Origin of the sequence: Methylovirgula sp. 4M-Z18 (assembly GCF_037890675.1) — a bacterium.
Classification (GTDB): domain Bacteria; phylum Pseudomonadota; class Alphaproteobacteria; order Rhizobiales; family Beijerinckiaceae; genus 4M-Z18.
Window position 1 is genome coordinate 1,781,830 of record NZ_CP149574.1, and the last position, 13,091, is coordinate 1,794,920.

Consider the following 13,091-nt stretch of genomic DNA (forward strand, 5'->3'; position numbering starts at 1 on the left):
GATCGGACAATCTCAATGGATATTGATGAGCTGCGGCGTCTCGCGATTGGGCGGCAGAGGGCTGTCAAAACGATGGTCAGTATCAAGTCGAAATATGACATAGACATTGTCGACGTCGTCGTATTCTTGGTTTTGGGCGTGTTGAACTTCGAAAAGTCCAGCAGTTCTCTGTTGAACGTGCAGCCCATGACGATTTCGTCGGTCTCTGAATTTATTGGCATCCCCAAGGAAACAGTGCGGCGCAAGCTCGGCCTGCTCGAGCAAAAATCCCTCATTTCCAAGACCAATTACGGGTTTCTGGTCAAGGATATCGCGGTCTGGAGGCAATTGGTCGAAAGCTCGGCCTCCTCCGCCGACGCTCCCGCCGAGAAGCGGCCGTAATGTCATGGCGGCATTGCCGGCATCCCCCGTTGAACCGAGTTTCCCATCATGGCTGTTGCCGCTCAACTCGTGCGGTCCAAGGTTGGCAGTCGTCGAAGGGAGGTTGAAACGAGGCGATTCTTGAGAATTCTTATGGGCAAAGACAGACCGCCGACTACCCTAAACCACGTTGAAACACCCCATTTCTGCCCAGACCCGTATGTAACATATTGAATAATAATATATATTCGCCCTATTAGTTTGATCCCAGAAAATCTTCATGTGCCTGCTATCGTCTCACGCAGGCCGCGCCGTCGGCCGATATTCAATGGTTTTGAAATTGAACTAGGCGGATGGTTGTTGCTCCCTCGCACGATCGATCCTGCCCTCGAACGTCTCCGCCCCGGTATGTGTTGTCTCCGTCTGGCAGCCTTCTCGCGCGTCCGTCCATTGACTCATGCATTTGTAATTCCTTGGCAAAATAAATGTTCATTATATGTTCTTTTTCCGAACTTGTCAAATTTTTCGCCGCTGCACTCGCAGGCCACCGCATGTGAAAATCCGGCAAGGGCTCGGGTAGGGAAGCCGTGAAAAAAGTGATTTCTCATGTGGAGCGGGCGCTGGAACAGAGCGGAATCGAAGGTGACCCCCAAATTTCCCGATCCCGTCCACTTGGCCTTCCTGTTGTGTGCGGGAGCCGTCGAAACGTCCAAATGCGAATGCTATGGGTGGGCGGTCACGTTGAATAAACAGCACGAAGCTTGTATTCGAAATTGACGCGGGTGCGGCGTGCCCGTGCATCGCTTGTCTGAAGTGTCCCTCACGCGCAAAATTTTACGAGGTGGTCCGATGGATGCTACCCCCGGAAGCGCTCATGTTCCGACACTCTCGGCCGAGGCCGCCGTGCGAGACATCGTCATCGTTGGCGGTGGTGCTGCCGGGCTCGAACTTGCGACGGGATTGAGCGCCCGCTACCGGCGCTCGTCATCGGTCAAGATCACTCTCGTCGACAATACGCGCACCCATTTGTGGAAACCGCTTTTGCATTCGGTTGCGGCGGGAAGCATCACCGCGAGCGAGCACGAACATGATTATCTCGCGCTCGCCCACTGGTATGGCTTTCGTTTTCAGTATGGCGAGATCATTGGCCTCGACCGGACAGTCAAGCAGATAACATTGGCGGCGACCTATGACGACGAGGGCCGCCAAATCACACCGGAGCGGCCTTTGCCTTATGAGGTTCTCGTGATGTCGATCGGCAGCGTCAGCAATGATTTCGGCACGCCTGGCGTGGCGGAATATGCGGTTCCTTTGGACACGCCCGAGCAGGCTAAGCGCTTTCACAGACGTCTCGTCAACGGTTACTTGCGGGCGCAAACCCAGAGCGAACCGTTGCGGCCCGGGCAATTGACCGTTGTCGTGGTCGGCGCTGGGGCGACCGGCACCGAATTGGTCGCGGAGCTGCACCGGACCACGCGTGAACTCGTCGGCTTCGGACTCGATCGGATCAATCCGGAAAAAGACATAAGGATCGTTCTGATCGAAGCTGGCCCGCGGATTCTGCCGGCCTTGCCAGAGGTCATTTCGACCTCGACGACGAAAACGCTGGAAGCACTGGGGATCGAAGTGCGGACCGGCGAGCGGGTGGCCGAAGTGAGTGCCGAAGGCGTGCGCCTGGCAAGCGGCGCCTTCATCGCGTCCGATCTCGTGGTCTGGTCGGCGGGCGTGCGCGCGGCCGAATGTCTCGATCGCTTCGACGGTTTGGAGACCAACCGCAACCATCAGCTCGTGGTGACCGAGACGCTGCAGACCACGCGCGACCCGGATATTTTCGCGATCGGCGATTGCGCGCAATGCCCGCGCAAGGACAGCGCGGCGCCCGTTCCGCCGCGCGCCCAGGCCGCGCATCAGCAGGCCGCCCATCTTGCCCGGCAGCTCCCCATCAAACTCGAAGGCGGAGCCTTGCAGCCGTTCGAATACCGGGATTTCGGCTCTCTGGTCACATTGAGCAAATACCAGGTGATCGGCAATCTCATGGGATTCGTTGGCCGCGATTTTCGCGTCGAAGGCTTGATCGCGCGCCTGATGTATCGATGGCTCTATCTCAATCATGAAATGGCCGTGAACGGCGGACGCCGGTCCGTTCTCGGGACCATCGCTCGCCTGCTCGCCCGCCAATACCGCCCGGCAATCAAACTGCATTAGGTATTTAGGGCATCGGATCCGGTGCTGAAATCGGGTCCGATGCCGGAGCGGCAAGAGCGGGTTTACGCAGCCCTTCTCGCGCTTTCGCGCTCATCCGTTGCTGCGGCCAGGGCCTGACTGAGATCGGCGATGATATCATCCGGATGTTCGAGGCCGATGGAGAGGCGTACGTAGCCGGGGGTCACGCCAGTCGCGAGCTGCTCTTCGGCGCTCAATTGCTGATGGGTGGTGGAAGCCGGATGGATGGCAAGCGAGCGCGCATCGCCAATATTGGCGACGTGGTACAAGAGTTTCAGCGCGTCGATGAAGCGCTTGCCGGCCTCGATGCCGCCTTTCAATTCGAAGCCGACCAACGCGCCGTACCCGCCCTTGAGATAGGTGTCGGCGCGGCGGCGGCTTTCGCCGGATTGCAAGCCGGGGAAGATCACGTGGCTCACTGATGGATGAGTCGAAAGCGCCGCCGCAACCTTAATGGCATTCTCATTGTGCTGGCGCAGGCGCAGCGGCAGGGTTTCAAGGCCCTGCAGCAATTGAAACGCATTGAAGGGCGAAAGCGCGGCGCCGACGTCGCGCAAGAGCTTGACCCGTGCCCGCAGGATATAGGCGATCGGGCCGAGCGGCTTGGCGGCTTCTGTCCAGATCGCGCCGTGATAGGCTTCGTCCGGCTCAGTGAGGAGCGGGAAGCGCTGCGCATGCTCCTCCCACGGGAAGTTCCCGCCATCGACGATGAGTCCACCGATCGAGGTGCCGTGGCCGCCGATATATTTGGTGGCGGAATAGACGACGACGGCAGCGCCGTGGTCCAGCGGGCGGGCAATCAGCGGCGCCGCCGTATTGTCGACGATCAGCGGGATGCCGAGCGAACGACCAATGTCGGCGACCTCGCGGATCGGCAATACCTGCAGCTTGGGATTGGGCAGCGTCTCCGCATAATAGGCGCGGGTCTTGTCGTCGCTGGCGCGGCGGAAATTCTCCGGGTCGGCCGGATCGACGAAGCGCACCTCGACGCCAAATTGCTTCAACGTATGGGCGAACAGCGTCCACGTGCCGCCGTAGAGATCGGTGGACGAGACGATATTGTCGCCCGGCTGGGTGAGGTTGAGGACGGCGTAGGCGGATGCTGTTTGGCCGGAGGCGACGGCGAGCGCCGCAGCTCCGCCTTCGAGTGCCGCGATGCGCTGTTCAAGCGCGTCGGTCGTCGGATTTTGCACGCGTGTGTAGATGTTGCCGATCTCCTCGAGCGCAAACAGGCGCGCCGCATGGGCGGTGTCCTGGAATTGATACGAGGTGGTCTGGTAGATCGGCACCGCCACGGCGCCGGTGACGGGGTCGGCGCGATAGGTGCCGCCATGGAGGGCGAGAGTCTCGAAATGCTGGGACGTCGTGGTCATGGATTTGCTCCTCGTGTGGGATCAGTAGGCGGAAGCTGGTTCGGCCGCTTTGGTGGCATCGACAAGGTCTGGGTGATGGCGGCGGGCGACATCGGGATGGGAGCGCAGCCGGCTCTTGAGGTAGTTGCGGCCCACTTCGCGAAAGAGCGGATTGAGCGGATCCTGGGTCAGGCCGCGCGCGCCGGCCGCAAGTTCGGGTGAGAGCGCAAGCTGCGGCACTTCGGCGTCGAGCTGCGCGCCGAGGAAGAAAGGAACGGAGAGCCGGTCCGTGCCGGCCGGGGGAGAGACGACCCGGTGGACATTGGCACGCAGATAGCCATTGGAAGCAAGTTCGAGAATCTCGCCGATATTGACGACGAAGGTTCCGGGAATCGGCGGCGCATCGATCCAGCCGCGCGCGCCCTCGACCTGCAGGCCGCCCTGCACATCCTGCAGCAACAGCGTGAGGAAGCCTGAATCCTTATGGGCGCCGACGCCCTGGTCGCCTGCGGCCTTTTCGCGTCCGGGATAACGCACGATCTTCAAGAGCTGGTTCGGCTTGGGCGTATAGATCGGCTCGAACACATCGGCATCCTGGCCGAGCGCCAGCGCAAAAGCCTGCAGGACGCGGATGCCGAGCCGGGTGATCTCGTTCAAATAGCGCAGCGCGGAGGGCTGCAATTCGGGCAGGGCGGCCGGCCATTGGTTCGGACCTTGCAAGCGGCGCCACGGCGGCGCCGCCGGGTCGGTGGGGCGGGCTATCTTCTCCGAACCGATATCGATCTGTTCGCGCCAGTCCGGCTTGCCGCGCGTATGTTCGAAGCCGGCGCGATTGTAGCCGCGAAAATGCGGCGAATGCACCATTTCGATGGCGAGCTTGTCGGCCTCCGGCAGATCGAAGAAGCGGCGCGACAGGCGTAGGATGTCGTCGATCAGCTCTTGCGGAATGCCGTGGCCGGTCAGGTAGAAAAAGCCCGGCCCGCGCGCCGCGTCGCGAAGATCCGCGAGAAAAAGCCTGCGCTCCTCAGCGGTGCCGTCGAAGCGGCGAAAATCCAGAATGGGAAGCGTTTCGGGGGCATCGGTCATGGCTCGGCTCCTCTCAGATTGCGCCAGGAGAGGAAGTCGAGCATGGGCGTTTCTATAAGTCAATTATTTTTATAGAATTTATGATATGATTGGTTTGGATGGATCAAATGATTGCTGCCGCGAACCGCTTCTTGTATTCCGCTGGACTCACGCCGACATGGCGGCCAAATGCCCGCCGCATAATATCGACATCGGTGAAACCGCACTCTGCCGCGACCTGCTTGGGCGTATAACACCCTGTTTCAAGAAGCCGACGCGCGGCCGTGACCCGTGCAGCCTCGACCCAACCTGCGGGCGTGATACCAATCTCCTTGCGGAAGAGACGGGCAAAATGCCTTGAACTGATTCCCATTCGCTCGGCGAGATTGGTCACGCGGTGATCCAACGATGGATTGGCGACAACCCACCGCTGCAATTCTTGCAGAGCCGAGCGGCCGGCGACCGCTGCTTCGTCCTTGCGGACGAATTGCATCTGACCGCCTGGGCGTTTGAAAAACATCACGAGCTGTGCGGCAACGCGCATCGCAATGTCCCGGCCAAGGTCTTCTTCCACCAATGCAAGAGCGAGATCGAGCCCCGCGGTGACGCCCGCCGCTGTGCGGACCTGACCATCTCGGACATGGATTGCATCTTCCTCGATCTTGATGGCGGGATATGCGTCCGACAGATTCTGCGCGACGGCCCAATGGGTTGTGATGCGCTTGCCATCAAGAAGGCCCGTCGCCGCGAGCACAAAGGCGCCAGCACATACGGAGCCAAACCGACGCGCCGTCGGCGCGGTATGAGCCAGCCAGTCAACGGCCGCTTGGGGAGGTTCAACCACGTCAGCGTCAGGACATCCCGCGACGAGCAATGTATCGATCGGGTCGGTCGTGCCGGAACCGATAACAAAATCAGGGCAAAGCTGCGCGCCCGACGAGCAGCGGATGCTGCCCGGGACAGTGGATATGACCCGCAATTCATAAACAAGCCGGCTGGCCTGAACATTGGCTTCGGCAAACACGTCAAGGGGTCCCGCCACATCGAGAAGCTGGACGCCCGGCAAAGCGAGAATGGCGATGGTCTTGGCGGCGGTCCGAGCCGCGCGTGAGTCAGTTTGGCGCGCCATTTGTCCTAATTCAGCGTATTACGTCGATTGCAGACATTCATATCCCGACTTTATGCTCTTTTCCAGCAAAACGATCGGAGGCATAAGACATGGCAGTAGATATCGAAGGCGCGCGGATTCCCGACAGCAAGCTGGCCCGCGCTGTGACTGAGTTCATCCGAGACACCGAAACCGAGCTGCTCTTCAACCACTCGAGCCGGGTTTATCACTTCGGCGCGTTGGCGGGTCTATATCGTGGCCTGAAGTTCGACCGCGAATTGCTCTATGCCGGCTGCATGTTTCATGACATTGGCCTGATGCCGAGCCACAGCAGTCAAAGCGAGCGGTTTGAGGTTGATGGCGCTCATGCCGCCCGTGATTTTCTCAAGAGTCACGGCATCCCGGAAGAAGACGCTTATACGGTCTGGACTGCGATCGCGCTCCACACGACACCCGGCGTCCCGGTTCATATGCATCCGGTCGTCGCCCTTGTGACCGCCGGCGTCGAGATGGATGTTCTCGGCCTGACCTATCCAGAATATTCGAATGCGGAGCGCGAGGCCGTCGTGCGAGCCTTCCCGCGCACGCCGAAATTCAAAGAGGACATCATTCAGGCCTTCTACGACGGTATCAAACACAAGCCGGATACGACGTTTGGCAACGTGAAAGCCGATGTCATCGCGGATAAAGAACCGCACTTTCATCATGGTAATTTCTGCAGCGTGATCCGAGGATCGCACTGGCACGGTTGATTGCCGTCGCGACCACTTAGCAAAGCTTTTTGAGGATCTGGATAGGTGGCAGTCTCTTACGCTGCCGCTTGTCTCCACCGAAAATCTGAGGGCTGTATGCCCTCGGGTGAGGGGCGGATTAAACCTTTCTGGGGATTTGCCGATTGATTTCAGCTTCGCTACCGTGGTGCGGTCGCGGCGGCTTCGGGCCCAGCACATTTCGGCAAGGTGAACGTCATGAAACGGTTCCCTTTCTTCCTTCTTGTCATAGCTGCAACTCTTGCATTCGCGCCAAATGATGCTTCGGCGTGGTTCTGCCGGGCGCGCTCAACCACTGGAGCAACGGGCTGGGGGCAATCTCCCTGGCTTGGCAACGCGCGTGTCATCGCATTGCGGGAATGCGCTGTGCGGACGCCGCGTTATGCGAGATGCTTCATCATGTTTTGCAACTGATCGTGATTTCGTCTTCCAGAGTCTGGAGCCGGATCACGGGATCATTGCGGCGAATGAGATCACGGCCACAAGCCCGAGCGCAGCATGATGGAACTCGTCGCTCTGGCTGTGGCGGCCTTTTCATGGCCGGTAAGGGGGCTACTGGGCCGAGACGGGGCTGCTGTGTCGTTGGGTTGAAGGGCAAACGTCAAGCAATTCACTGACGAGAAAGCCCCGGGGCAAGTCCGCCAAATCATGGTCTCGATAAAGAGCGGCCGCAGCTCGGCAGGTCTCCCTCGCGGCCATTCTGGGCCCCAAAATCGTGTGCCGCCTACTGGGCAGGAAACCGGGTGCGCACTTGAACCCGCGGACCTGGTTCGTCGAGTGGTCCACGATGCAACGCGAAATCGATGCTCGATTTGTAGACTGGATTAAATTTTAACTTAAATTCGCATTTAATTACAGTGCTTTGAGATAATTTTATGGCGGAAGGGGTGGGATTCGAACCCACGGTGGAGTTGCCCCCACGACGGTTTTCAAGACCGTTGCCTTAAACCACTCGGCCACCCTTCCAGACGGGGCCCAAAATTGCCCTAGACGCCGGATCGGCGCTTGTCCTAATCGACTTTGCGAGAAAAGGCCACATGGCAATTCGCATATTTTGCCCCGCGCTGGCTTGCGGCCGCGCGGGCCTTCTCATGGGGCGATAGGCAGGCGGATCGTGGCCGTGGCGAGGGCGGCGATCCCTTCGCGGCGGCCGGTGAAGCCCAGCTTTTCCGATGTGGTCGCTTTTACGCCGACGCGGTCGCGGGAGATGCCGGCGATCTCCGCGATCGCGGTGCGCATGGCTTCGCGGTGTGGGCCGACTTTCGGCGCCTCGCACACCAATGTCCCGTCGAGATGCGCGATGATGCCGCCGCGCGCCTTCACGCGCCGGACCGCATCGCGCAAAAACAAATGCGAGGCGGCGCCTTTCCACTGCGGATCGGAGGGCGGGAAGTGCTGGCCGATGTCGCCGTCGCCGAGCGCACCGAGAATGGCGTCGGTCAGGGCGTGCAGCAGCACGTCCGCGTCGGAATGGCCGGACAGGGCTTGGTCATGCGGAATTTTCACGCCGCCGAGCCAGACGTGATCGCCCGGAACGAAGGCGTGAACGTCATAGCCCTGGCCGATGCGAATATCGGGACAGGTCAGCAGCAGTCTGGTTTCGGCGGCGGCGAAATCCTCTTCCGTCGTCAGTTTCATGTTGCTCGGATCTCCGGGAAAAACATGGACGCGATGGCCGGCCCATTCCATCAGGGCCGCGTCGTCGGTGAAGGCACGCAAATCGGCCTGCGCCGCCTGGCGATGCGCCGCGAGGATCAGATCGAAGCGGAAGGCTTGCGGGGTTTGAATCGCGCGCAGCATCGCGCGATCGTGGGTCGCGGCGGCAAAACCGTCGCGGTCGATCTGCTTGATCGTATCGGTCACCGGCACGCCGGGCACGGCGGCGCCATGGCGCGCGGCTTCCTCGAACGCGCGGTCGAATAGTGCGGCATCGGCAAAGGGGCGGGCGGCATCGTGGATGGCGACCAGTGCGTGCTCATTCGCACCATGGCTGGCCAAAGCCTCGAGCCCGGCATGAACGCTCGCCTGCCGGGTCTCGGCGCCGAAGGCGGGCGGTAAGCACGAATCCGCAGCCGCGCTCCGTTGCGCTTCGGCAAAGAGAGCCGCATCGTCCGGGTGGATCACCGCCAAAACGCGGCCCGCCTCTATGCAGGTCCGCAACGTGCGGGCCAGAACCATGTCGCCGCCGAGTGCGCGATATTGTTTCGGCACGCCTGCGCCTGCGCGCATGCCCCGTCCGGCGGCGACGACGAGAATGAAACGGTGCGGCGCGGTCATCGAAAATCCTGTCTGAAATACGGATGAAGCGCATCTAACAGGCGGCGTCGATCGGGCAAAGCAGATTGCTTGCCGCAGCGCACAAATTGTCTATATTGTAGGCATGCATAAAAATGAACATGAATTAGGCAATGATTTGCCGCCGCTGACGATCGGGCCAGTGACGCTGAGCGGGCGGGCGATTCTGGCACCGATGTCGGGTGTGACCGACGTCGGGATGCGCCGCCTCGCCATGCGGTTCGGCGCTTCCCTCGTCGTCTCCGAAATGGTCGCCAGCGACGATTACGTGCGCGGCGAAGAGGAAAGCCGGATTCGCGCCGAAGGGGCAGGGGTTGCACCCCATGTCGTGCAGATCGCCGGCCGCGATCCGCATTGGATGGCCGAGGCGGCCAAGCTGGCCGAACATTCCGGCGCGGCGATCGTCGATATCAACATGGGCTGCCCCGCGAAAAAGGTGACGGGTGGTTATGCCGGTTCGGCGTTGATGCGCGATCTCGATCACGCGCTCGCGCTGATCGAGGCGACCGTCGCGGCGGTCAAGATTCCGGTGACGTTGAAAATGCGCCTCGGTTGGGACGACCGCTGGCGCAACGCGCCGGAACTCGCGCGCCGCGCCGAAGTGGCCGGCGTGCAGCTCATCACCGTTCATGGCCGCACCCGCTGTCAGTTCTACAAAGGCGGAGCGGATTGGGCGGCGATCCGCGCCGTGCGTGACGCGATGCGCGTGCCGCTCGTCGCCAACGGCGATTGCGAGACGGCGGATGATGCGGCGAACATGTTGCGCCTGTCCGGCGCCGATGCGGTGATGGTTGGCCGTGCGGCCGTGGGCCAGCCGTGGCTGGTCGGCGACATCGCGCATGCCTTGCGCACCGGCCGGCAAAGAGCGCAATTGTCCGCTGCCGCGCGCTTCGGCGCAGCCGTCGAGCATTATGACACGTTGCTCGACCTTTTCGGCGAAGCGCAAGGCTTGCGTCACGCCCGCAAACATCTTGTCGGCTATGCCGAAAAATCGCGGGCCGCGGATCACGCCGAATTTACGGCTTTGCGCGGCGAACTTGTGACCTCCCAATCTCCGGCGCACGTGCGGCGGCTGCTGCGGCAGCTCGGCGACATGGACGATGCCGCGCCACTGCGGGAGGCGGCATGACCTATCGCGAGACAAATCTGAAAAATGCCCGGCCCCTCGTCGAGTTCGACCGGCCCGAACGGCAAAAGGCCGTGCATGCCCAGCGCATTCTCAATGCGTTGCCCCATCCGATGCTTTCGATCGCCAAGGACGGCGCCATTTTGGAAGCCAATGCGGCGGCGGAGAATTTCTTCGAAGCGAGCCAGGCGGTGCTCGCCCGGCATCATTTGGGCGATCTCCTGCCGTTCGGCTCGCCGCTGCTTGCGCTGCTCGACCAGGTGCGCGAGCGCGGGGCGCCGGTCAATGAATATCGGGTCAATCTGGGTACGCCGCGGATCGGCCTTGCCCGGATCGTCGACATCCACGCCGCGCCGATGTTTGAAAGCGGGGACGGCGTCGTCGCCTTGATGCTGATGGAGCGTACGATCGCCGACAAGATGGATCGCCAGATGAACCATCGCGGTGCCGCCCGCTCGGTGTCCGCGCTCGCATCGATGCTGGCGCATGAAATCAAGAATCCACTGTCCGGTATTCGCGGCGCAGCGCAATTGCTGGAAAGCTCGGTCGGCGACGAAGATCGCGCCTTCACGCAATTGATCTGCGAGGAGACCGACCGGATCGTGAAGCTGGTCGATTCCATGAACGCCTTTTCCGACGATCGGCCGATCAAGCGGGCGAGCGTGAACATTCATACGGTGCTCGACCACGTCAAACGCGTTGCCCAGGCGGGCTTCGGCCGGCATATCCGCTTTCACGAGGTTTACGATCCCTCGCTGCCGCCGGTCTTCGCCAATCGGGACCAGCTTGTTCAAATTTTCCTCAATCTGATTAAAAATGCGGCAGAATCCATCGGTCCAGACAGGATGGATGGCGAGATCGAGCTCTCGACGGCCTTCAAGCCGGGCGTTCGCCTGCGGGTCCCCGGTGCGGCCAATCCGGTCAGCCTGCCCCTGGAATTTTGCGTCCGCGATAACGGCCCGGGCGTACCGGCCGATTTGCTGCCGCTGCTGTTCGATCCCTTCATCTCGACCAAGTCCTCTGGAACTGGCCTCGGTCTTGCACTGGTAGCGAAGATTGTCGGCGATCACGGTGGGATCGTCGAATGCGAGTCGACGGCGCGGCGCACCTCGTTTCGCGTGCTCATGCCGATGTATGCGCCGCGCGACGGGCGTTCGGGCCAGACCGGCCCCAACGAAACGGATTGAAAGCAGGGTTTTAGGATGACAGGCGGCAATATCCTCGTAGCGGACGATGATTCAGCCATTCGTACCGTGGTGAGCCAGGCTTTGGCGCGGGCGGGATATGATGTGCGCACCACTGGTACGGCGGCCAATCTGTGGCGCTGGGTGCAGGCAGGCGAGGGCGATCTGATCATCACGGACGTGGTGATGCCGGATGAGAATGCCTTCGAGCTCTTGCCGCGGATCAAGAAGCTGCGGCCGGATCTCCCGATCATCGTCATGAGCGCGCAAAATACGTTCATGACCGCGATCAGGGCGTCCGAGCGCGGCGCCTATGATTATTTGCCCAAGCCCTTCGATCTCAAGGAATTGGTCGCGATCGTCGGGCGGGCGCTGAGCCAGCCGAAGAGCCGCCGCGACGAGCCGCGCCCGGAGGAAACCGAGGGGATGCCGCTGGTCGGCCGCTCGCCGGCGATGCAGGAGATTTACCGGGCGCTTGCCCGCCTGATGCAGACCGATTTGACCGTCATGATCACCGGCGAGTCGGGAACCGGCAAGGAACTGGTCGCCCGCGCCCTGCACGATTACGGCAAGCGCCGCAACGGCCCGTTCGTCGCGATCAATATGGCGGCGATCCCACGCGATCTGATCGAAAGCGAATTGTTCGGTCACGAAAAAGGGGCCTTCACCGGCGCCAATGCCCGTTCGTCGGGACGCTTCGAGCAGGCCGAGGGCGGCACCTTGTTTCTCGATGAAATCGGCGACATGCCGATGGAAGCACAGACGCGCCTGCTGCGCGTGCTGCAACAGGGCGAATATACGACCGTCGGCGGGCGCACGCCGATCAAGACCAATGTCCGGATCGTCGCCGCGACCAACAAGGATCTGCGCATTTCCATCGCGCAAGGACTGTTCCGCGAAGATCTGTTCTTCCGACTGAACGTCGTGCCGCTGCGGCTCCCGCCCTTGCGCGAGCGGCTCGAAGATATTCCCGATCTCGTACGCCATTTCTTTGCTCGCGCGGCCGCGGAAGGCTTGCCGCACAAACAGATGGACGGCGCCGCCCTTGACGGACTGAAGCGCTACAATTGGCCGGGCAACATTCGCGAACTGGAAAACCTGATCCGACGTCTCGCTGCCCTCTATCCACAGGAATTGGTCAGCCAGCAATTGGTCGAATCCGAATTGGTGACGGAAGGCCCGAGTGCGGTCACGCCAGGGGCCACCATCAGTTCAACGCCGGTTGAGCCGAATAGTCTCGATGATGCCAAGAGCTTTACGCTTTCGGTCGAGCGTCACCTGGCACAGATCTTCCGAAGTCACGGCGATAACTTGCCGCCTCCAGGCCTGTATCACCGGGTGTTTCGCGAAGTGGAAGGGCCGCTCATCACCGCGGCCTTGGCCGTGACACGTGGCAATCAGATCAAGGCGGCGGAACTGCTCGGGCTCAACCGCAACACGCTGCGCAAGAAGGTCCGCGATTTGGACATACGTTTGATGCGCTCGCCGCGGTGACGTAATCGAGGCAATGCTTTAGTTTGGGATTTATTTGTATCTATTTGATAACAAATAATTTTATTCCAAATCCGAACCGGCGGATGCGTTCGTTCCCGACGGTCTTCGGCGGCG

At 61.1% G+C, this 13,091-nt stretch carries 10 protein-coding genes and 1 tRNA gene; 6 read left to right on the forward strand and 5 right to left on the reverse strand.

All coding sequences use genetic code 11. The features are described from left to right. Window positions 1-72: 72 nt before the first annotated feature. Both V9T28_RS08205 and V9T28_RS08210 read left to right on the forward strand, forming a co-directional pair. The gene (locus tag V9T28_RS08205; protein ID WP_147306359.1) at window positions 73-381 is read left to right on the forward strand and encodes a hypothetical protein; all 309 of its coding nucleotides are present in this window, start codon (window positions 73-75) and stop codon (window positions 379-381) included. Between the two features lie 828 nt (window positions 382-1,209). Next, window positions 1,210-2,565 carry an NAD(P)/FAD-dependent oxidoreductase gene (locus V9T28_RS08210; RefSeq protein WP_116398516.1) on the forward strand — a complete coding sequence of 452 codons (1,356 nt, stop codon included), beginning with the start codon at window positions 1,210-1,212 and terminating at the stop codon, window positions 2,563-2,565. A gap of 62 nt (window positions 2,566-2,627) precedes the next feature. On the opposite strand, the gene V9T28_RS08215 is transcribed toward V9T28_RS08210, so the two are convergent. From V9T28_RS08215 to V9T28_RS08225, 3 genes are all read right to left on the reverse strand, one after another. Beyond that, window positions 2,628-3,956: an O-acetylhomoserine aminocarboxypropyltransferase/cysteine synthase family protein gene (locus V9T28_RS08215; RefSeq protein ID WP_116398517.1), complete on the reverse strand. Its 1,329-nt coding sequence runs from the start codon at window positions 3,954-3,956 to the stop codon at window positions 2,628-2,630. Window positions 3,957-3,977: 21 nt separating this feature from the next. After that, window positions 3,978-5,021 (reverse strand): isopenicillin N synthase family dioxygenase, encoded by a 1,044-nt coding sequence (locus V9T28_RS08220; protein WP_116398518.1) that lies wholly within the window; start codon window positions 5,019-5,021, stop codon window positions 3,978-3,980. Window positions 5,022-5,124: 103 nt separating this feature from the next. Next, on the reverse strand, window positions 5,125-6,129 hold the full coding sequence (locus V9T28_RS08225) for a GlxA family transcriptional regulator (protein WP_116398519.1): 1,005 nt from the start codon (window positions 6,127-6,129) through the stop codon (window positions 5,125-5,127). An 89-nt stretch (window positions 6,130-6,218) separates the two neighbouring features. Between V9T28_RS08225 and V9T28_RS08230 the strand changes: the two genes are divergently transcribed. After that, the gene (locus tag V9T28_RS08230; protein ID WP_116398520.1) at window positions 6,219-6,860 is read left to right on the forward strand and encodes an HD domain-containing protein; all 642 of its coding nucleotides are present in this window, start codon (window positions 6,219-6,221) and stop codon (window positions 6,858-6,860) included. 894 nt (window positions 6,861-7,754) lie between these two features. On the opposite strand, the gene V9T28_RS08235 is transcribed toward V9T28_RS08230, so the two are convergent. After that, window positions 7,755-7,844: transfer RNA gene (locus V9T28_RS08235), tRNA-Ser, on the reverse strand. A gap of 123 nt (window positions 7,845-7,967) precedes the next feature. Continuing rightward, complete coding sequence (locus V9T28_RS08240) at window positions 7,968-9,155, reverse strand: bifunctional 2-C-methyl-D-erythritol 4-phosphate cytidylyltransferase/2-C-methyl-D-erythritol 2,4-cyclodiphosphate synthase (protein WP_116398521.1); 1,188 nt, start codon at window positions 9,153-9,155, stop codon at window positions 7,968-7,970. A gap of 103 nt (window positions 9,156-9,258) precedes the next feature. On the opposite strand from V9T28_RS08240, the gene dusB reads away from it, so the two are divergent. From dusB to ntrC, 3 genes are read left to right on the forward strand one after another with little or no spacing between them, the layout of a single operon-like run. Further along, the gene (dusB, locus tag V9T28_RS08245; RefSeq protein ID WP_116398522.1) at window positions 9,259-10,302 is read left to right on the forward strand and encodes a tRNA dihydrouridine synthase DusB; all 1,044 of its coding nucleotides are present in this window, start codon (window positions 9,259-9,261) and stop codon (window positions 10,300-10,302) included. Beyond that, entirely contained in the window at window positions 10,299-11,486 is a 1,188-nt protein-coding gene (locus V9T28_RS08250) for a two-component system sensor histidine kinase NtrB (RefSeq protein ID WP_116398523.1), read from the forward strand. Before dusB ends, V9T28_RS08250 begins: the two co-directional genes overlap by 4 nt. Before the next feature lie 15 nt (window positions 11,487-11,501). Further along, entirely contained in the window at window positions 11,502-12,977 is a 1,476-nt protein-coding gene (gene ntrC, locus V9T28_RS08255; protein ID WP_116398524.1) for a nitrogen regulation protein NR(I), read from the forward strand. Window positions 12,978-13,091: the final 114 nt, after the last annotated feature.